A 20,487-nucleotide genomic window follows, 5' to 3' on the forward strand; every position below is an offset into this window, starting at 1 on the left:
AATACTTCTACAAACAAACGCGTTTAATTTACTAAGCGACTCGATATATTAAAATGCGAATAATACCCAAACCGCTTGAAGGTGAATATCCACCTTATACCATAATGTACATGAAACTGATACCGGATGACGGTTTAGTTTTAAAACACCTGTGGAATAACTTAATAGCTGCAAAAGAGCTCATTTACAGTATGCCCGAAGACATGTTGTATCACCGCTATGCAGCTGATAAATGGAGTATTAAAGAAACATTGGTACATATTATTGATGATGAACGCATATTTGCCTACCGTGCACTCCGCTTTGCCCGTAACGAGCAAATGAACCTTATCGGCTTTGACCAGGATGCCTATGCCCAATATTCAAAAGCTAATGAACGAGGCCTGGATAATATATTTGATGAGTACGAAGCCGTACGCAAATCAACCATCGCCCTGTTTAACGGCCTGCCTGAAGATTCATTTATGCGGATAGGTAAAGGCACGGGCACATTTAACAATGCAAGCGTAAGGGCACTGGCTTACCACATTGCAGGCCATGAGCAGCGTCATATTAATTTAATAAAGGAGAAGTATATTCCAACTTATCTTTCTCTTTAACGGATTAAAATCCGTTGTTACATTATGGCCGGGGCGATGCCTCTGAATATTCTGGGTCGCTGAACATCGACTCCCCTATATTATCCTTTTTTGTTAATCCATCCCGAAATAGCCATCCTAAAATCTTATCAATCCAACAAATCTTAGTTAAAAATTTGCATTTATATAAGTACTTATATAAATTGCGCTATGAATTTATATCAAAGTTTGGGTTACCTGGTATTGGGCAGTCGGCTAAGGCGGTTGAGCGAGGGTTTCTTGGCCGAAATTAACCGCGCTTACCAAAATGAGGGGATAGATTTTGATGCCAGTTGGTTCCCTGTGTTTTATTTATTATCAAAAAACAATTCACTCTCTATTAAGGAGTTAAGCGATCAAACCGAGGTTTCTCATCCGGCTGCAAGTCAGTTGATCACCAATCTTAAAAATAAAAAGCTGGTTACCAGCGCCACCTGTGCCGATGATGGCCGCAGGCAACTGGTACAGTTAACAGATAGCGGCAGGGAACTGCTTGCACAGATCTTACCGGTATGGGATGCCATATTATTGGCAATGGATGATGTACTGGCAAATGATCCTGCCTGCAAAGAGCTGTTGCCCAGCATCAGTGCATTAGAGAACGCTTTCCGCTCGGCCAACCTTGCCGACAGGATCAGTGATAAATTGAGTGTAGAATTAAAAGCCGAAACCAATGAATAACATCTTTAACTATGGCAGCAGCCATTTAACTATTGGAACCTGCCTTGACATTGCAAGCGGGAAAGTTAAAGGTGTGATAGATAGTGAAGCTGCCGGAAAGATCAGGGCATCATGGCGCGAGGTTGAAAAAATAGTGCACGCACAGCACCCGGTTTACGGCATCAATACAGGTTTCGGGCCATTGTGCGATACCCGCATTTCTGAGGCTGATACGTCTTTGCTGCAAAGCAATCTGCTTAAAAGCCATAGCGTTGGTGTGGGCAACCCCATCCCGCAGGAGATAGCAAAGCTGATGATGATCAGCAAAGTGCAGGCTTTGGCGCAGGGCTTTTCAGGCATCGCGTTAACAACACTGGAGCGGATAATCTGGCATATTGATAGTGATATTATTCCTGTAGTTCCCGAAAAGGGTTCTGTAGGCGCCTCGGGCGACCTTGCTCCTCTCGCCCACTTATTTTTACCGCTGATAGGTTTTGGCGAAGTTTATGAAGCCGGCGAACGAATGCCTGCAGCAAAAGCACTGTCAAAGCATAATTTACAGTCCCTGGTTTTAGGGCCAAAAGAAGGGCTTGCCTTAATAAATGGTACACAGTTCATCCTGGCATTTGCCATAAAAGCGGTACAGCGTTTAAATGACGCCCTGAATCGTGCAGACCTGATAGGCGCTATGTCGCTGGAAGGATTGATGGGTTCAGCCCGTCCGTTTGATGAAAGACTGCACCAGCTGCGGCCTTATAAGGGGAACAAATTGGTTGCCAAACGATTACACACCTTATTAAAAGATTCGGAGATCTGCAACTCGCATGTAAATTGCGACCGGGTGCAGGACCCCTACTCCCTGCGTTGTATGCCGCAGGTTCATGGTGCATCGCGCAATGCCTGGCTGCATCTGAAAGAATTGACAGAGATCGAACTAAATTCGGTTACCGATAATCCCATTGTTTTTAATGCGGATGACACCATTAGCGGGGGCAATTTTCACGGACAGCCATTAGCCATGGTACTTGATTACGCCACCATCGCCACAGCAGAATTGGGCAACATAGCCGACAGGCGTTGTTATTTAATGAGTGAGGGCAGGTATGGGTTACCAAAATTATTAACCAATAATGCTGGCCTAAATTCAGGTTTGATGATCCCGCAGTACACAACGGCGGCATTGGTCACCGAAAATAAAACGTTGTGTTTTCCGGCAAGTGCCGATAGCGTGCCTACCTCGCTGGGGCAAGAAGATCATGTTTCCATGGGCTCCATTAGCGGGCGCAAGTTAAGCCAGGTAATTGATAATCTGGAATATATCCAGGCCATTGAGCTGCTTTACGCATCCCAGGCAATGGATTTCAGGCGACCATTAAAATCTACACCTGTTGTGGAAGCTTGCCATGCATTGGTACGCAGCCATGTGCCTCATATACAGGATGATCGTATTTTTTCGGATGATATTAATGCCCTTCATCAAATAATTACCAATGGCACGTTATTGGCAGTAGCCAATGAAACTGCTGTTACTAACGATATAAACCTAAATGATGACGAATTCGGAATTTATTAAAACCTACGCCAGTCACCCGGTGTATAAGGCGCCGCGAGGGATGCAGCTGCATGCCAAAAGCTGGCAAACAGAAGCGCCTTTGCGCATGCTGCTCAACAACCTCGATGGCCAGGTTGCCGAAAACCCCGACGAACTGGTGGTGTATGGCGGCATTGGCCAGGCTGCCCGTAATCCGGACGCATTGCGCAAGATCATTGAACTTTTGCTTGAGCTGGACGAGCATCATTCTTTGTTAGTTCAATCGGGCAAACCGGTTGGGATCATCCGCAGTCACCCTGAAGCGCCGCGTGTTCTTATTGCCAACAGCAATTTGGTACCGGCATGGGCAAACTGGGAGCATTTTAATGAATTAAGATCGAAAGGCTTGATGATGTACGGACAGATGACCGCCGGCAGCTGGATCTACATAGGTACACAAGGCATTTTACAAGGCACTTATGAAACATTTGTGGAAGCGGGCCGCCAGCATTTCAATAATGATTTAACGGGCAAATTGATAGTTAGTGCAGGCCTTGGCGGTATGGGTGGTGCACAGCCATTGGCCGCAACCATGGCGGGTGCTGTGTTTTTAGGTGCCGATGTAGATGCTGCGCGAATTCAGAAACGGTTAGATAGCCAGTACATTGACAGGATGACCCACAGCTATGAGGAAGCCGTCACCTGGGTACGGAATGCCATGAAAAAAGGCGAAACACTATCTGTAGGATTGGTAAGCGATGCAGGGGATCTGTTGGAAAGGCTGATGGCTGATAACTTTATCCCCGATATGCTTACCGACCAAACATCTGCCCATGATCCACTGAACGGATACATCCCAAGTGGTTTATCATTAACCCTGGCGGCATTGTTAAGAGACAGTGATCCGGCAGAATATAAAAGACTTTCGTTAGCCAGCATGGCAAGGCATGTGGGTTTTATGCTGCAATTGCAAAAATGCGGCGCTATCACTTTTGATTACGGCAATAACCTGCGCGAGTTTGCAAGGCAAGGCGGTGAAGATGAATCCTTTAACTTCCAGGGCTTTACCCCGGCCTATATCCGGCCGCTGTTTTGCGAAGGTAAGGGACCGTTCAGGTGGGTAGCTTTATCCGGCGATCCGGAAGATATTTTTACAACAGACCGGGCGCTTATGGAACTGTTTCCTGAAGATAAACCATTGATAAAATGGCTAAAAAACGCGCAGGAAAAGATCTCGTTCCAGGGGCTCCCTGCCCGGATCTGCTGGCTGGGTATGGGCGACAGGGAAAAGGCAGGTTTATTATTCAACGATCTGGTAAAATCAGGCAAAGTAAAGGGCCCGATAGTAATAGGCCGTGATCATTTAGACTGCGGCTCGGTGGCATCGCCAAACCGGGAAACGGAGTCGATGAAAGATGGCTCTGATGCGGTATCAGACTGGCCTTTGTTAAATCTTATGGCCAACACAGCAGGCGGTGCAACATGGGTATCATTTCATCACGGCGGCGGTGTTGGTATGGGTTATTCGCAGCATGCGGGCATGGTTGTTTTGGCTGATGGAACAGACAGGGCAGCAACCTGTTTAAGTCGTGTTTTATATAATGACCCTGCAATGGGGATTTTCAGACATGCAGATGCAGGATATGATAAGGCTCAGGAATGGGCGGAAAAGTTTGATTTGAAAGTGTGGTAAGCCGTCTGAATCAGAATTCACAGAATTTAAGAATTAACAAAATTCGCTTTCTTATTATTCTGAAAATTTTATAATCCTGAAAACGGCGTAGCCTTCTTGAACGCTAAGAAAACAAACAACAGGTAAAAAATTCTGATTCAGACAAAAATAGTTAACATGAAAATATTGCACGGTCCGTTTACCCAAATCCTACCCCTAACTGACTTGCCTTTAAAAGGTGCATTGAAGGACGATCAGCTGCAGATCATTCCTGACGGGGGGATATTAGTTGAAAATGGATTGATATCAGCCGTTGGGAGTTTTGAAACATTACGCAAGCAAAACCTATCGGAACAAATAAATGAAATTGAGGGCGATAGTGTGTTACTGCCGGGTTTTGTTGACTGCCATACGCATATTTGTTTTGCAGGCAGCAGGGCAAAGGACTATGCCATGCGCATCCAGGGGAAATCCTATTTGGAAATTGCCAAAGCAGGCGGCGGCATCTGGGATTCGGTTACCCAAACCCGTGCAGCTGATGAAGCATTGCTAACTAAATTACTATTAAAAAGAATTGAACGCCATTTAGCCGAAGGTGTTACCACCATTGAAGTTAAAAGCGGCTATGGCTTATCTGTTGAACAGGAGTTGAAACAGCTAAGAGCGATCAAAACGGCATCAACCCAAACAAAAGCCAGCCTTGTTGCTACCTGTTTGGCGGCACACATGATTCCGAAAGATTTTAATAGCGGCCAAAGCGAATATTTGGAGCAGATCTTAACCAACCTGCTTCCCGTCATCAAAAAAGAAAACCTGGCCAACCGGGTTGATATTTTTATTGAAGAAAGTGCCTTTAATGCTGAGAATGCAATAATCTACCTAAACAAAGCCAAACAAATGGGCTTTGATATCACCGTTCATGCCGACCAGTTTACAGCAAGCGGCAGTAAAGTAGCCGTAAACGTGGGTGCCGTTTCTGCCGATCACCTGGAAGCCAGCGGGGATACAGAAATAAAATTATTAGCTAATTCAAATACCGTAGCAGTAACTTTACCCGGTGCATCGCTGGGTTTGGGAATGCCTTATGCACCTGCACGGAAGCTGCTTGATGCAGGGGCCTGCCTCGCCATTGCCAGCGACTGGAACCCCGGTTCGGCTCCCATGGGCGACCTGTTAATGCAGGCAGCTGTAATGAGCGCTGCTGAAAAGCTGAATACAGCCGAGGTGTTTGCCGGGTTAACATTCCGCGCAGCAAAGGCTTTGAATTTAACAGGCCGGGGGATGCTGGCTACAGGAATGAAGGCAGATCTGCAGGTGTACCCCACCAATGACTATAGGGAAATTCTATATCACCAGGGGCGGCTAAAACCGGACCGCCGATTAATTTGATTAAATGATTGCGCTGATTAAAAAATATTTGAAGTTAGATTTGACATCTTTTGAAAAGTTGTCAAATCTTCCTATCCAACCGAACCAATGACTAATGACAACTGACCAATGACTAAACTAATAGAATGCGTTCCAAATTTCTCCGAAGGTGTAAACCTTGATATTATTAAACAGATCACCAATGAGGTTGAATCAGTTGAGGGTGTAAGGCTGCTGAATGTTGATCCGGGTAAGGCTACTAACCGTACGGTGGTAACTTTTGTGGGTGAGCCGGGCAAAGTTATAGAGGCTGCTTTTTTGGCGATAAAAAAGGCAGGTGAACTGATAGATATGAGCCAGCACAAAGGCGAACACCCAAGGATGGGTGCTACAGATGTTTGTCCGCTAATCCCTATTGCCAATATCAGCATGGAAGAAACTGCAGAATATGCAATGCAGCTGGCCAAATGGGTGGGTGAAGAATTAGGCATCCCCGCTTATTTGTATGAGTATGCCCAGGCCGATAAAAAGCGTAATAACCTTTCAGTGATCCGCACGGGAGAATATGAAGGGTTTTTTAAGAAGATAAAACTACCGGAGTGGAAACCTGATTTCGGTCCTGCGGAATTTGATGCCAAACGCGGTGCAACGGTTATTGGCGCGCGTGATTTTTTGATCGCTTACAACGTAAACTTAAATACTACCAGTACCCGCAGGGCAAATTCCATTGCCTTTGACGTGCGTGAGGCAGGCCGTGTAATGCGTGAGGGCGATCCGGTAAGCGGCAAGATCATCACTGATGAAAACGGCAAACCAAAATCAATCCCCGGTTCATTAAAATCGGTAAAAGCTATAGGCTGGTATATTGAGGAGTACGGCATAGCGCAAATCTCCATGAACCTCACCAATATTGAAGTAACCCCTTTACACGTAGCCTTTGATGAAGTTTGCACCAAAGCAGCAGAGCGCGGCATGCGGGTGACCGGCAGCGAGCTGGTGGGATTGATCCCCTTAAAAGCCATGTTGGACGCGGGAAAATACTTCCTGCTAAAACAACAGCGTTCGGTTGGGGTAAGTGAAAAGGAGCTGATCAAGATCGCCATAAAATCAATGGGCTTATCTGAGCTATCACCTTTTATCCCGGAGGAAAGGATCATTGAATATTTACTGAAAGACAAAGCATCATCCAAACTGGCCTCAATGACATTGATTGAGTTTGCAGATGAAACAGCGAGTGAAAGTCCGGCGCCGGGTGGTGGTTCAATATCCGCCTATATCGGCGCTTTAGGCGCTGCATTGGCAACTATGGTTGCAAACCTTTCATCGCATAAAAAAGGCTGGGATAACCGTTGGGAAGAGTTCAGCAACTGGGCGGAGAAAGGTCAGCAGTATAAGGATGAACTGATCCGCTTAGTTGATTTGGATACCGCAGCTTTCAACAAAATAATGGAAGCATTCAGCTTACCAAAAGGAAACGATGAAGAAAAAATGGCAAGGGATAAAGTCATCCAGGATGCTACCCGGTATGCCATTGAAATTCCTTTTAAAGTAATGCAGGCCGCATACGGAAGCTTAACGGTTATAAAAGCCATGGCCGAAACCGGTAATCCAAATTCCGTAACTGATGCCGGTGTGGCCGCACTTTGTGCCCGCAGCGCGGTGATAGGTGCTTTTATGAATGTGAAGATAAATGCATCTGGGTTTAAGGATAAAGATTTTGTTGCTAAGGTTATTGCTGATGGAGGTGAGATTGAGCGAAGAGCTATTGAGTTGGAGGGGGAGATTATTGCGTTGGTGAACAGTAAAATTGTTTAATTTGATGATTTGACAATTAGATGATTTGAAAATGGGTAGCTTTATAAGGATAATGAAGCAGCAAATTTTTAAATTTTCAAATCATCTAATCTTCAAATTACTATTCCTTGTACTATTCATTTCCTGCAACACAAATACCACGCCCACAAAAAAAACAATCTTCAATATCAACCTTGATGAGGGCTTAAGTTCGCTCGATCCGGCATTTGCGCGTAATCAATTCAGCATTTGGATGGATAACCAAATTTATAACGGTTTGGTTCAGATTGACGACAGCCTTAAAACCCGGCCCTGCATTGCCAAAAGCTGGGAGATCTCTGCCGATGGCCTTTCTTATACCTTCCATTTACGTAATAATGTGCATTTTCATGACGATCCGCTGTTTGCAAACGGGCAGGGACGTACTGTTGTAGCTAATGATTTTGTTTACAGTTTCCATAGACTTATCGATCCGAAAGTGGCATCATCTGGTTCGTGGATCTTTAGCGACAAGGTATGTGACAACCCCTTTATTGCTGTAAACGATAGTACTTTCCGCATCAAACTAAGGCAGCCCTTCCCTCCGCTGTTGAGCATGCTTACCGCGCAGTATTGTTCAGTTGTACCGCATGAGGTGGTTGATCATTACTGGAAAGATTTCAGGCAGCACCCTATCGGTACCGGCCCCTTTAAGTTTAAATACTGGAAAGAGGGCGAAGTAATGGTTTTGCTTAAGAATGAAAAGTATTGGGAAAAAGATAAAGATGGCAGTCCCCTGCCCCACCTGGATGCTGTGAGGGCAACCTTTATCAGCGACAAGCAAACCGCCTTTATGGAGTTCATCAGTAAAAAGCTTGATTTTTTAAATGATATTGATGGCAGCTATCGCGATGACATCCTCACAAAAGCAGGTCAGATAACACAAAAATATAAAGGGAAATTCACTTTAAACACCGGGCCGTTCCTGAACACCATTTACCTGGGGATCCTGGTAGACAGCAGCCTGGCTATTGTAAAATCATCGCCTTTAAGAAAACTAAAAATAAGGCAGGCCATTAATTATGCCATTGATAAGGAAAAAATGATCAAGTACCTGCGCAACAGCATGGGTGCACCCGGCACAGCAGGTTTTATCCCGATGGGGATGCCTGGCTTTGATGCGGCACAGGTCAAAGGGTACAGCTACAATCCTGAAAGATCACGGCAGCTGTTAAAGGAGGCCGGCTATCCGAATTGTAAAGGCCTGCCTGAAATTGTTTTACATACCACCGTCGGCTACCGCGGACTGATAGAATATGTACAAGGTCAGCTGGACAGGGTGGGAATTAAAACCAGTGTAGAAATAACCCAGGGTGCCAGTCTGCGCGAGCTGGTATCAAAAAATGGCGTTAACTTTTTTTACGGCACCTGGATAGCCGACTACCCTGATGCTGAAAATTACTTATCTGTATTCTACTCAAAAAACAAGATCCCCTTTGGCCCCAACTATACCGGCTTTAACAATAAACAGTTTGACGCGCTTTTCGAACAGGCCTATCACGAAGTAAACGACGAAAAACGCTATCTCCTTTACCGGCAAATGGATAACCTGGTGATGCAGCAATCGCCGGTTGTGATTTTATATTACGACAAGCGGGTAAACCTTTATCAGAATAACATATCAGGCTACAGCGTTAACGGGCAAAATTTGCTGGTATTGAAGAGGGTGGTGAAAAGAGATTAGAGACTAGTGATTAGAGAGGTTAGGGGTTGTTTATGGTATAATAAATCTGACACCAAGCCATAAAAAATTTACAGAATGAAAGAAAGCGAATTCTGACAATTCAAAAATCCTGTAAATTCTGATTCAGACAATAAAAAAGCCTCCCAAAAATGAGAAGGCTTGAAATATTTCTATGTGTTAATTGCAACTGGATTAAACAGGAAGTTTATATTCCTTAACCAAAGCAGAAGCAGGCAGGTGTAATAATTCGCTGAACTTTCTGATCATATTCAAAGATAAAGGTTGCTTATATTACTAACAGTTCCTTTATCTCCGTAAACATTAGCAAGATCAGCTGCTTTATACCCAAAGTCATCCATGCGGATCTTGATCATTTCAACAGGATTAACTTCAGGTAAGTCCCAAAGGTTATTTTCATAATTTTCAATCAAATGCACAAGCAGAAGCTTTTCTTTATGTTCAGCTCCTGCTGTTGAATTTTTAATCTGTTCATGCCTTGCAACAGCTTCATTATATTCTTTTTCGGTTTCAATTAAAAACCGTTGTGGTTTTTCGTTCATGATTTAAATATTGTTGTTGACAATGCATTTTATAAAGATAGACTTGTGCCAGGTCTTTTCAAAATGCTTAAATACTCTTCAAAAATCAGTTGAATATCCAACAAAAAAGCCTCCGCAAAAATGAGAAGGCTTGAAATATTTCTAATTCCGAATTCCAACTTCCGAAATCCTTACGAAGCCATTTGCTTCCTGATGATATTCAATGCGCCGCCCGCTTTAAACCACTCTATCTGCTGTGCGTTATAAGTATGGTTTACCGGGAATGATTCTGTTGAACCATCTTTATGGTGCAATACAACAGTTAATTGTTTATCAGGTGCAAAAGTTGTTAAGCCTGTGATATCTAAAATATCATCCTCCTGGATCTTATCATAATCGTTGCTATTTGCAAAGGTGATGCCTAGCATACCTTGTTTTTTAAGGTTGGTTTCGTGGATCCGGGCAAATGATTTTACCAGTATGGCACGTACGCCAAGGTGACGCGGCTCCATAGCTGCATGCTCACGTGATGAACCCTCGCCATAGTTTTCGTCGCCAACGACAATTGAACCTATGCCATGCGCCTTGTAATCGCGCTGGGTGGCAGGTACCGGGCCGTATTCGCCGGTTAGTTCGTTCTTAACACTATCAGCAGTATTATTAAAATAGTTGATAGCGCCGATCAGCATGTTGTTTGAAATATTGTCCAAATGCCCACGGAACTTTAACCACGGACCAGCCATGGAGATATGATCAGTAGTACACTTGCCTTTAGCTTTTATCAGCAGTTTTAAGCCGGTAATATCAGTACCTTCCCATGCGGCAAACGGATCAAGCAATTGTAAACGTGATGATCTTGGGTCAACCTTTACCTCAACACTGCTGCCATCTTCGGCAGGCGCCTGGTAGCCGGCATCTTCAACTGCATAGCCTTTTAAAGGCATTTCAATACCTTGTGGTTCATCAAACTTAACCTGTTCGCCATTAGTATTGGTCAGGGTATCAGTTAATGGATTAAAAGTTAAATCGCCTGCTATAGCAAATGCGGTAACAATCTCCGGAGATGCCACAAATGCGTGGGTATTAGGGTTACCATCCTGGCGTTTCGCAAAGTTGCGGTTAAACGATGTGATAATAGAGTTTTTGCGGGTAGGATCATCCGTATGACGTGCCCACTGGCCAATACACGGACCACAAGCATTGGCAAGCACAACACCACCCATACTTTCAAAAGTACCTAAGTAACCATCACGCTCAACAGTGTATCTAACTAACTCAGAACCCGGGGTAATAGTAAACTCGGCTTTAGTGGTCAAATGTTTATCAATAGCCTGTTTAGCGATAGAAGCAGAACGGGTAATATCTTCGTATGATGAATTGGTACATGAGCCAATCAAACCAACTTCTAATTTGGTAGGCCAGCCGTTTTCTTTAACTGCTGTTGCAAATTTAGAAATAGGCCACGCCAGGTCAGGAGTGAACGGACCGTTTACATGCGGCTCAAGCTCACTAAGGTTGATCTCTATAACCTGGTCAAAGTATTGCTCAGGGTTAGCATAAACTTCAGGGTCGCCGGTTAAGTGTTCTGCTACTGCATTGGCAAGTTCGGCAATATCGGCACGTTTGGTACCGCTAAGATAAGCTGCAGCTTTTTCATCATATCCGAAGATCGATGTAGTTGCACCGATCTCAGCACCCATGTTACAGATGGTACCTTTACCTGTTGCAGAAAGTGAACGCGCACCTTCGCCAAAATATTCAACAATAGCGCCGGTACCACCTTTTACAGTTAATATACCTGCCACTTTTAATATAACGTCTTTGGCTGATGTCCAGCCAGATAATTTTCCGGTTAATTTAACACCTATCAGCTTAGGAAATTTTAGCTCCCATGGTAAACCTGCCATAACATCGCAGGCATCGGCGCCGCCAACACCAATAGCAACCATACCCAAACCACCTGCATTAGGTGTGTGTGAGTCGGTACCTATCATCATTCCACCCGGGAAAGCATAGTTCTCTAAAACTACCTGGTGAATAATACCTGCGCCGGGTTTCCAAAAGCCCAGTCCGTATTTATCAGATACCGAAGCCAGAAAATCATAAACTTCTTTATTTACATCTTTGGCAGTGCTCAAATCCTCATCAGCGCCAATTTTGGCCTGGATCAGGTGATCGCAATGTACGGTTGAAGGCACAGCAACCTGCGGACGACCGGCCTGCATAAATTGCAATAAAGCCATTTGCGCGGTAGCATCCTGCATAGCAACACGATCAGGTGCAAAGTCAACATAATCAACCCCGCGGCCAAATGCTTTATGAGCATCGCCTTCGCTAAGGTGGGCGTATAATATTTTTTCGGTTAAAGTAAGGTGTTTACCGGTCGCTTTGCGGGCAGCAGCCACGCGGGTGCTATAGCGGTCGTAAACCTTTTTGATCATATCTAAATCAAAAGCCATTGTATTTGATCTTTAGGTGAAAGTAAAAGAATAGACATTAGCCAGTTAATAGCTTGTCAATGCGGCGAATTTACGAAAAATGCAGGTAAAAGGAAGTCAGGGAATTGTACAATTGTTATTTGGAGGGGTTCTAAATAGTTAATTAGTGATTGGAGGTTAGAGATTAGGTGGGTTAGATAGGTTGATTGAGTTAAATAAGTTTAGGAAAGGAGCTCGGGAGTTTAAGTTCTTTTATAACGATGGTTAAATCATTTTAACTTAATCAACCACTCACTTAGTCAACTCCATCAACTAATAGTAATGGCATTGCCTGCGGCCCGGGCTGTACGCTCATACTACACAGGCATTAGGCTCTTGGCCGGTATCCGCTGCCATCCCTAATGCGGGAAATTGTTCGGTTCAAATTTTGTCAGAATCAGAATTTACAGAATTTAAAAATCAACAAGATGCTACTTTACGCCAATCATTCTGAAAATTCTCTAATCCTGTAAATTCTGATTCAGACATTTGAACTCATACCCCTCCTTACTCCAAACCTCCAACGCTCTCGGCAAAGCGTATTCCATCCGTTCCTTAGCTTTCAAACTATCATGAAACAAAACGATATCTCCACTTTTGGTATTCTTCAAAACATTATCCAGGCATTGTTCGGGTGTAACATTAATATCAAAATCGGCAGACAATATATTCCACATAATAAATTCCAAACCGGGTTTGGCTTGTTTAAGCAGCTTTACCTGTGATCTTTTTGCCCGTCCGTAGGGTGGGCGGAAGAGACTGGTATCCAGTAGTTTGTCGGCCTTTAAAAAATTATCAAGGTAAATATCATCTGCAGTATCCCAGCCTTTTAAGTGGTTATAGGTGTGGTTACCTATGGCGTGCCCCTCGTTTTTGACCTGCTCAAAAATGTCCGGATGTTTGCTTACATTGTCGCCAATACAAAAAAATGTAGCTTTGGCATTGTACTGTTTTAAAATATTTAAAACAAAAGGTGTAACAATCGGTATAGGTCCATCGTCAAAAGTGAGATAAATACACCTGGTGTTGCGGTTTACATCCCATATTAAATTGGGATATAGTTTTTTAAGCAGCCAGGGTGTTTTTATCAAATACATTTTAGACGTGAGATTTTAAATATGAGATATGAAACAAAAGATATATGTTAGTATAATTACCAGTTACCTAAATGTATCTCAAATCTAACACCTCAAATCTCATATCTCAAATTATATTCAGAATAACCTTATGACACAACGGATATTAAAATTAAAAAGAGTAAGTATTTTAAGCGTAATATGCCTGACCTTACTGAATTTCACAGTAAAGGCGCAACGGGTAATAAGCCTGCAGGAGGCGGTTGATCTTACTATAGCTAATAACCTAACCATTAAACAGGCGGTGGTTAATGAAAGTTTAGCTAACGAGGATTACAAACAAGCTAAGTATAACCAATTACCAAGCATAACGGCAAACCCGCAGGCTTCCTATAATTTTGGCCGCAGTCCCAACTTAACAACTTACTCATTAAGCAGTCAATCTTTTTTATACGTTAATGGCCAGGCTTCCGTATCTGTTACCCTTTTCCAGGGTGGCCAGCTGCGAAATCAGATCATGCAAAATAAATTACAGCTCGATGTTAATAAAACCAGTACAGCTAAAGTTAAAAATGACCTGCTTTTAAATGTTGTTACTGATTATTTAACCATACTTACAGACCAGGACCTTGTACTTGCCGCAAAGCAACAAATTGAACTGGCTAAAATAACTTTAGACCGGTCCCAGAAAAACTTCGATCAACAAAATGCCACGATGGCTGATCTGGCCCAGGCCAAGGCGCAGCTTTCAACAGCCGAGCTTAATTTAACCAACGCCCAAAATCAGGTTGACCTTGCTATCCTTATCCTGAAACAATACATGGAGATGGATCCTTCTACTCAGATTGCTGTTGAGAAACCAGATATCAGTAAGTTAACAAATATCCGTACACTTTATGATGCTACTGAAGTAATCAAAACTGCCTTTATCATTAACCCGGACATCCGCCTGGCTGAATTACAACAGCAAACGTCAGCCCAGGCAATTAAAGTTGCTAAAGGTGGTTATTATCCAACCGTATCACTATTTGGAGGCATTGGATCAAATTACTCCAACCAAAACACGCAGAAGGTAATTGGCCTAACACCTATTACCCAACAGATAGGAATAGTTGAAGGAACAGGACAAGCGGTAATCGCTCCCAATGTTCAACCAATTTATGGCCCGTACTCGTTCTTTAACCAGTTTAGTGATAACTTTAACCAATCAATAGGTGTAAGCGTACAGATCCCGATTTTCAATCGCTTTACTGCACGTACTTCTGTACGCAAAGCAAAGCTGAATTATCAGAATGCCGAGCTTGCAACACAAATTGCAAAAAATAATTTAAGCAAAACAATTATACAGGCAGTGCTTGACCTTGAAGCTGCTGAAAAGAGTTACCTTTCTGCAAAGCAAACATTCGACTCAAATAAGGAAGCTTTAAATATTACTAAACAACGTTACGATGCCGGTTTTGTAAACACATTGGATTACAATACGGCGGTTACTAATTTCGATAAATCACAAAACGATATGATCGAAGCACAATACCAAATGATATTCAGAAGCAAAGTAATTGACTATTATATCGGCAACCCTATAAAATTATAAGAAGTCCGGAAAGTCCGAAAGCAAAAATTAGAAATTTCAAATAAAAGAATAAAAATAAATAAATCCGAACTCGAAATTCCGAAATCCGAAACGGCGTAGCCCTCTTGAACACCGTTAAAGAACAAATTAAAAAGTGAAAAATCATAAACAATCATGGGAAAAACTACAAAATATATTCTGATCTCATTAGGCGCAATCATCCTTTTGCTTATTGTGCTTAAGGTAGCAGGCGTTATTGGTAAGCCTCAAAAAACGCAGGTTGCAACCGAAAAAGCTGCCGACCGTGACATTAATGAGTCAGTATCAGCAAGCGGAAAAATAAAACCGCACGTTGAAGTAAAAATAAGCCCTGAGGTTTCGGGTGAGGTTGTTGAATTGCCCATAAAAGAGGGTGATGTGGTTAAAAAAGGTCAATTGCTTTGTAAGATCCGTCCGGACATTTTACAGTCGGGATATGACCGTGCTGTGGCATCATACAATACACAAAAAGCAAGCGTTGGCAATTCAAGCCAGATGCTTAAACAAGCTGAAGCTACTTTTATAAACCAGGCATCAATTTATAAACGCGACCAGGTTTTGTATAACAACAAAGTATTAACCGCTGCCGAATTTGATGCTGCTAAAGCAAGTTATGAAGGCGCCAAAGCCGCTCTTGAAGCTGCAAAGCAAAATGTTATAGGCTCAACTTTTGGACTTGCACAATCACAGGCCTCAGTTAAAGAGGCGCAGGACAATCTTGCTAAAACAACAATTTACTCACCTGTTGACGGTGTTGTTTCAAAATTATCTATCCAAATTGGCGAACGCGTGTTGGGCACCCAGCAATTTGCAGGTACCGAAATCATGACGATATCAGACCTGAGTATGCTTGACGTAAATGTTGATGTAAATGAAAATGATATTAACCGCATAAAACTTGGCGATTCATCAAAAATTGAGGTAGATGCCTTTTATGGTAAAACATTTGGTGGCAAGGTAATTGAAATAGGCAGTTCGGCCAATGTGGTAGGTACCAATGCCGACCAGGTAACAAACTTTACAGTTAAAGTAAGGATAAACCCTGAGTCTTACAAAGCCCTGCTTGTTAAAACTGCAAACAACCAGGTACCTTTCCGTCCGGGATTAACTGCTACTGTTGACATCAACACCAACCATACCCATTCATTATCAGTACCAATTCAATCGGTAACTACGCGCCAGGAAAAAAAGGATAGTACCGGTGTGAAAAAAGCCGAGGATAAATCAAAACCGGCAATAAGCGAACCGGTAAAAGAATATGTGTTTGTTTATAAAGCAGGCAAGGTAAAGCAGGTGCAGGTAACTACCGGCATACAGGATGATACTAACATCCAGATCTTATCAGGCTTACAAAGCGGGGATGAAGTGGTTTCGGCTCCATTTGCAACCATTTCAAAACTTTTAAGGGATAAAATGGAAGTAGAAAAGGTAGATAAGGGCAAGCTGTTTGTACCAACGGGTAATTAGTTTGAAAAATAGTCCATGGACCATGGTCTATGGTCCATGGACTATCATTAAATATTATTTAGATTTGTCCCGTCAATTAAACCTGGCAGGACATTTTTTGTTGGCAATTATCAGTGGGCCGGTATAAATACTCCAAACTAATACCTGATTCACTGCAAACTGCGTACTAAAAACTGCCAACTGAACTATGCATAACAAAAAGAACACGATCGCTGTTGTGGGCGGGGGTAGCTGGGCTACGGCTAATATTAAAATACTTACTGATAACAGCACCGAAAAAGAAATCTTTTGGTGGATGCGGAATGAGCTTGCCGTTCAGCATCTTCAAAAATTCAGGCACAACCCAAACTATATAAGCTCGGTTGAAATTAGTGTACCTGCTCAAAATATTTCTACTAACCTGAAAAGCCTAATCAGCAAGGCCGAATTTATACTGCTTAATGTACCGGCAGCATTCTTAAAAGAAGCGTTAATAGGCATAACCCCTGCCGACCTTGCAGGCAAAAAGATAGTTTCGGCAATTAAAGGTATAGTGCCTGATGAGAACCAGATAATCGGGGAGTTTTTAAACCAGCAATACAACATTCCATTTGATCATTTTATAGTTATAAGCGGGCCATGCCATGCGGAAGAGGTCGCACTCGAGAAATTATCCTATCTCACCATAGCATCGCGCGATAATAAGCTTGCGGCTGAATTTGCGGGCATGTTTAATACAAGGTATATTAAAACCATAGTATCTGATGATATTTATGGTACCGAGTACGGTGCCGTATTGAAAAATATATTTGCTATTGCCAGTGGTATTTGCCATGGTATTGGCTATGGCGATAATTTCCAGGCGGTGTTAATAGCAAACGCAATCCGCGAGCTAAAACGCTTTGTTGATGCGGTACATCCAATAAACAGGGATATAATGGAATCGGCTTACCTTGGCGATCTGCTGGTTACTGCTTATTCGCAGTTTAGCCGTAACCGTACCTTTGGCAATATGATCGGCAAAGGATATACCGTAACATCGGCGCAGCTGGAAATGAATATGATAGCCGAAGGATATTATGCAGTAAATTGCCTACAACAGGTTAATAAACAATACAAAGTAAGCATGCCCATTTGCGATGCTGTTTATGCCATTTTATATGAGAAAAGGCCTCCTGCCCTGGAAATGAAACATTTGGCAGAGCATTTGAGTTAGTGTATTTGAACTAATAAATTTCAAATACCATGAAAACTATAATTAAGGTAGCAATGGTTGCTGCTGGCATTTTCACATTTGCCAATAGCAATGCACAAACCCACAAAGATTCAACACTTGGCCACAAAGTAGGCGTCACAGCAAAAAAAGTTGGTCACAAAACATCGCAGATTGCTGCAACAGGCGCGGCTAGTGTTGTCGACAAAAAATACGAGGGTAAATGCGGTCCTAATGGTCAAACCGTTTATATAAATGAACATTCGCATTATTATTACATCGATAAAAAAGGACACAGGGTATACTTAAAAAAATCTCAATTAATGGATAAACCTAAATCCTAAAAATCGTATATTTAAACAGCGTCCCATTTATGAGGATGCTGTTTTACTATCATGAAAAAGTACGCATTAATATTTACACACTTTGCTGGTGCATTCGTGCTGTGTTGGGCGGCCTGTACTTCAAACCCGGCACCAAATAAGTTACAGGGCAACTGGAAATCAAAAGACGGCACTACAAAACTAAAAATAACCGACAAAGCTTTTACCATGGATGATGGTGAAGCTATAGCTGAAGATTACTTTGTAAAAGGTGATACTATTTTCACTTCCTTCCAGGGCAACAAGCCTTATACTGCCTTTTTGGTTCAGAAACTGGATGACCATTATCTTAAACTGATGGGGCCTGATTCTGTTGCGGTAGAGTATAGCAGGTAGGTTTGGGTTCATGGTTGATGGATCATAGTTCATAGCGAAATTGTTTATTGGTTCATTTTTTGCCTTTCGACTTTTCCAACTTTCAAACTAATCTCTGATCTCCGGCCTCTAATCACTAACCCAAAATGCAAAAACCCCCAATCTTACGAATGAGGGGTTTGCAAACAAACTAACTAAACTAAACTTGTGCCCGAACCACCAGGCACTTATGAAAAACTAAACTTTAAAATCTTCTTTTGCGTTCGCCACGGTCTTCACGGCGTTTGCCGGAGAAGTCACGAAAGCCACCACCAGCAGATCCATTTCTTTCTCCGCCGTTGTTGCCTCTGTAACCACCTTCACGCCTTTCGCCGCCACCGCTTCTTTCACGGTTGTAACCACCTTCTCTGCGTTGGTAGCCACCACCGCCGCCTTCGCGACGTTCGCTGCTGCCTTCACCGGATATTTCTATCCTTACAGGACGGCCTTTAAACTCTGCTTCTTTAAAGCCACCCATTACTTTCTCTACGTCAGCATGCGGTACTTCAAAAAACGAGTAAACACCTTTAACATCTATCTTACCTACAGTGCGTCCGCTTATTTTTGATTGGTTGCAGATGTAACCCAGCAAGTCGCCGCGGTTAAATTCATCAACAGAACCTAAATTTATAAACAAACGTGTATATTCAGATTTACCGGCACCTTCACCACGGGGTGAACGCTCACCATCTCTTTCAAAACGACGGCCTTCTTCAAGCGGCGCATTTAAATCAGGAGCATTTTTGTAATAATCAAGGAAACGGTTAAATTCAATTGATGCAAAGCGTTTTATAAAGTCTTCTTTGGTCAAATCCTTAAACTCTTCCATTATACGTGGCAGGTATTGTTCAATTTGCTGCTCATTAACTTGTACATCATGTATTTTGTGTACAATGCTGAACAATTGTTTTTCGCAAACATCAAACCCTGTAGGGATCTCAGCTTTAACAAACTTTTTACCCAAGCCGCGTTCAATCTGGCGGATCTTACCCAGTTCCTTAGCGTTAATGATAGAAATTGAGACCCCGGTTTTACCTGCGCGGGCTGTACGGCCACTACGGTGAGTATAATTTTCAACTTCATCAGGCAAGCTGTAGTTAATAACGTGTGTTATATCACTAACATCAATACCACGGGCTGCAACATCAGTAGCAATTAATAATTGCAGGCTGCGGTCACGGTAGCGTTTCATTACTTTATCGCGTTGCTGCTGTGAAAGATCGCCATGTAAAGAATCGGCATTGTAACCGTCTTTAAGCAATGCTTCAGCAATATCCTGGGTTTCTATCTTGGTACGGCAAAATACAATACCAAAAATATCAGGGTTAAAGTCAACAATGCGTTTAAAAGCGGCATACTTGTCACGGGCACGTACTATGTAGTACTCATGCTCAATATTGGCATTACCGGTATTTTTTTCGCCCATGGTAAGCTCAAAAGGATCGGTCATGTATTTTTTCGCGATCCTGCGAACTTCAGTAGGCATTGTGGCTGAGAACAACCATGTTTTTTTAGTGTCCGGCGTGGTAGATAAAATACTGTCAATGTCTTCCTGGAAGCCCATGTTTAGCATCTCATCAGCTTCATCTAACACAACAAACTTAACCTGCGAAAAATCAATCGCTTTACGGTTAATAATATCAAGCATACGGCCAGGGGTAGCAACAACAATGTGCACACCGCGTTTTATCTGGCGTAACTGGTCAGAAATATTTGCTCCACCATAAACGGCAACAACATTAACGTTGCCCATTTTTTTGGAGTAATTTTTTATGTCGTTCGTGATCTGTAAACAAAGTTCACGTGTTGGGCACAATACAAGTGCTTGCGGATAATTTACTTCGAAGTCCAGCAGTTCTAATAGCGGTAGTCCGAAGGCAGCAGTTTTACCAGTGCCGGTTTGGGCTAATCCGACAAAATCGTTGCTGCCTGTTAACAATACCGGAATTGACTGTTCCTGGATTGGCGTAGGATTTTCAAATCCTAACTCAGAGATGGCATTAACAATATCATGACGGATTC

The 20,487-nt window shown here is 42.8% G+C and carries 16 protein-coding genes; 12 read left to right on the forward strand and 4 right to left on the reverse strand.

Annotation, left to right across the window (positions count from 1 at the left end):
- Positions 1-110 precede the first annotated feature (110 nt).
- From JWQ54_RS16970 to JWQ54_RS17000, 7 genes are all read left to right on the forward strand, one after another.
- Entirely contained in the window at positions 111-599 is a 489-nt protein-coding gene (locus JWQ54_RS16970; protein WP_299587098.1) for a DinB family protein, read from the forward strand.
- A 189-nt stretch (positions 600-788) separates the two neighbouring features.
- Positions 789-1,298, forward strand: coding sequence for a MarR family transcriptional regulator (locus JWQ54_RS16975; protein ID WP_299587101.1), 510 nt, complete (start codon positions 789-791; stop codon positions 1,296-1,298).
- The gene (gene hutH / locus JWQ54_RS16980) at positions 1,291-2,850 is read left to right on the forward strand and encodes a histidine ammonia-lyase (protein ID WP_299587103.1); all 1,560 of its coding nucleotides are present in this window, start codon (positions 1,291-1,293) and stop codon (positions 2,848-2,850) included. Before JWQ54_RS16975 ends, hutH begins: the two co-directional genes overlap by 8 nt.
- A complete protein-coding gene (gene hutU, locus JWQ54_RS16985; RefSeq protein WP_299587106.1) occupies positions 2,825-4,501 on the forward strand; it encodes a urocanate hydratase in 1,677 nt (558 codons plus the stop codon). The genes hutH and hutU overlap by 26 nt, the downstream gene beginning before the upstream one ends.
- A 156-nt stretch (positions 4,502-4,657) precedes the next feature.
- The gene (gene hutI, locus JWQ54_RS16990) at positions 4,658-5,869 is read left to right on the forward strand and encodes an imidazolonepropionase (RefSeq protein ID WP_299587108.1); all 1,212 of its coding nucleotides are present in this window, start codon (positions 4,658-4,660) and stop codon (positions 5,867-5,869) included.
- A 108-nt stretch (positions 5,870-5,977) separates the two neighbouring features.
- The gene (gene ftcD / locus JWQ54_RS16995) at positions 5,978-7,663 is read left to right on the forward strand and encodes a glutamate formimidoyltransferase (RefSeq protein WP_299587110.1); all 1,686 of its coding nucleotides are present in this window, start codon (positions 5,978-5,980) and stop codon (positions 7,661-7,663) included.
- 52 nt (positions 7,664-7,715) lie between these two features.
- Positions 7,716-9,365: an ABC transporter substrate-binding protein gene (locus JWQ54_RS17000; protein ID WP_299587112.1), complete on the forward strand. Its 1,650-nt coding sequence runs from the start codon at positions 7,716-7,718 to the stop codon at positions 9,363-9,365.
- 269 nt (positions 9,366-9,634) lie between these two features.
- On the opposite strand, the gene JWQ54_RS17005 is transcribed toward JWQ54_RS17000, so the two are convergent.
- From JWQ54_RS17005 to JWQ54_RS17015, 3 genes are all read right to left on the reverse strand, one after another.
- Positions 9,635-9,925 carry a transcriptional regulator gene (locus JWQ54_RS17005; RefSeq protein ID WP_299587114.1) on the reverse strand — a complete coding sequence of 97 codons (291 nt, stop codon included), beginning with the start codon at positions 9,923-9,925 and terminating at the stop codon, positions 9,635-9,637.
- A 170-nt stretch (positions 9,926-10,095) separates the two neighbouring features.
- The gene (locus JWQ54_RS17010; protein WP_299587116.1) at positions 10,096-12,363 is read right to left on the reverse strand and encodes an aconitate hydratase; all 2,268 of its coding nucleotides are present in this window, start codon (positions 12,361-12,363) and stop codon (positions 10,096-10,098) included.
- Between the two features lie 479 nt (positions 12,364-12,842).
- Positions 12,843-13,478 carry a polysaccharide deacetylase family protein gene (locus JWQ54_RS17015; RefSeq protein ID WP_299587118.1) on the reverse strand — a complete coding sequence of 212 codons (636 nt, stop codon included), beginning with the start codon at positions 13,476-13,478 and terminating at the stop codon, positions 12,843-12,845.
- 130 nt (positions 13,479-13,608) lie between these two features.
- Between JWQ54_RS17015 and JWQ54_RS17020 the strand changes: the two genes are divergently transcribed.
- The 5 genes from JWQ54_RS17020 to JWQ54_RS17040 all read left to right on the forward strand — a co-directional run bounded on the left by JWQ54_RS17020 (position 13,609) and on the right by JWQ54_RS17040 (position 18,447).
- Positions 13,609-15,051: a TolC family protein gene (locus JWQ54_RS17020; protein ID WP_299587120.1), complete on the forward strand. Its 1,443-nt coding sequence runs from the start codon at positions 13,609-13,611 to the stop codon at positions 15,049-15,051.
- Positions 15,052-15,204: 153 nt separating this feature from the next.
- Positions 15,205-16,536: an efflux RND transporter periplasmic adaptor subunit gene (locus JWQ54_RS17025; RefSeq protein WP_299587122.1), complete on the forward strand. Its 1,332-nt coding sequence runs from the start codon at positions 15,205-15,207 to the stop codon at positions 16,534-16,536.
- A 187-nt stretch (positions 16,537-16,723) separates the two neighbouring features.
- Positions 16,724-17,731: an NAD(P)H-dependent glycerol-3-phosphate dehydrogenase gene (locus JWQ54_RS17030; protein WP_299587124.1), complete on the forward strand. Its 1,008-nt coding sequence runs from the start codon at positions 16,724-16,726 to the stop codon at positions 17,729-17,731.
- A 29-nt stretch (positions 17,732-17,760) separates the two neighbouring features.
- Entirely contained in the window at positions 17,761-18,072 is a 312-nt protein-coding gene (locus tag JWQ54_RS17035) for a hypothetical protein (RefSeq protein ID WP_299587126.1), read from the forward strand.
- 51 nt (positions 18,073-18,123) lie between these two features.
- Positions 18,124-18,447 (forward strand): hypothetical protein, encoded by a 324-nt coding sequence (locus JWQ54_RS17040; protein ID WP_299587128.1) that lies wholly within the window; start codon positions 18,124-18,126, stop codon positions 18,445-18,447.
- A 223-nt stretch (positions 18,448-18,670) separates the two neighbouring features.
- On the opposite strand, the gene JWQ54_RS17045 is transcribed toward JWQ54_RS17040, so the two are convergent.
- Entirely contained in the window at positions 18,671-20,485 is a 1,815-nt protein-coding gene (locus tag JWQ54_RS17045) for a DEAD/DEAH box helicase (RefSeq protein ID WP_299587130.1), read from the reverse strand.
- Positions 20,486-20,487 lie beyond the last annotated feature (2 nt).

The organism is Mucilaginibacter sp., assembly GCF_028288225.1.
Lineage (GTDB): Bacteria > Bacteroidota > Bacteroidia > Sphingobacteriales > Sphingobacteriaceae > Mucilaginibacter.

Bases quoted from the DNA above. Each gene is read 5' to 3' on its own strand.
- JWQ54_RS16970 (WP_299587098.1), top strand. From the start codon at position 111: ATGAAACTGATACCGGATGACGGTTTAGTTTTAAAACACCTGTGGAAT.
- JWQ54_RS16975 (WP_299587101.1), top strand. From the start codon at position 789: ATGAATTTATATCAAAGTTTGGGTTACCTGGTATTGGGCAGTCGGCTA.
- hutH (WP_299587103.1), top strand. From the start codon at position 1,291: ATGAATAACATCTTTAACTATGGCAGCAGCCATTTAACTATTGGAACC.
- hutU (WP_299587106.1), top strand. From the start codon at position 2,825: ATGATGACGAATTCGGAATTTATTAAAACCTACGCCAGTCACCCGGTG.
- hutI (WP_299587108.1), top strand. From the start codon at position 4,658: ATGAAAATATTGCACGGTCCGTTTACCCAAATCCTACCCCTAACTGAC.
- ftcD (WP_299587110.1), top strand. From the start codon at position 5,978: ATGACTAAACTAATAGAATGCGTTCCAAATTTCTCCGAAGGTGTAAAC.
- JWQ54_RS17000 (WP_299587112.1), top strand. From the start codon at position 7,716: ATGAAGCAGCAAATTTTTAAATTTTCAAATCATCTAATCTTCAAATTA.
- JWQ54_RS17005 (WP_299587114.1), bottom strand. From the start codon at position 9,925: ATGAACGAAAAACCACAACGGTTTTTAATTGAAACCGAAAAAGAATAT.
- JWQ54_RS17010 (WP_299587116.1), bottom strand. From the start codon at position 12,363: ATGGCTTTTGATTTAGATATGATCAAAAAGGTTTACGACCGCTATAGC.
- JWQ54_RS17015 (WP_299587118.1), bottom strand. From the start codon at position 13,478: ATGTATTTGATAAAAACACCCTGGCTGCTTAAAAAACTATATCCCAAT.
- JWQ54_RS17020 (WP_299587120.1), top strand. From the start codon at position 13,609: ATGACACAACGGATATTAAAATTAAAAAGAGTAAGTATTTTAAGCGTA.
- JWQ54_RS17025 (WP_299587122.1), top strand. From the start codon at position 15,205: ATGGGAAAAACTACAAAATATATTCTGATCTCATTAGGCGCAATCATC.
- JWQ54_RS17030 (WP_299587124.1), top strand. From the start codon at position 16,724: ATGCATAACAAAAAGAACACGATCGCTGTTGTGGGCGGGGGTAGCTGG.
- JWQ54_RS17035 (WP_299587126.1), top strand. From the start codon at position 17,761: ATGAAAACTATAATTAAGGTAGCAATGGTTGCTGCTGGCATTTTCACA.
- JWQ54_RS17040 (WP_299587128.1), top strand. From the start codon at position 18,124: ATGAAAAAGTACGCATTAATATTTACACACTTTGCTGGTGCATTCGTG.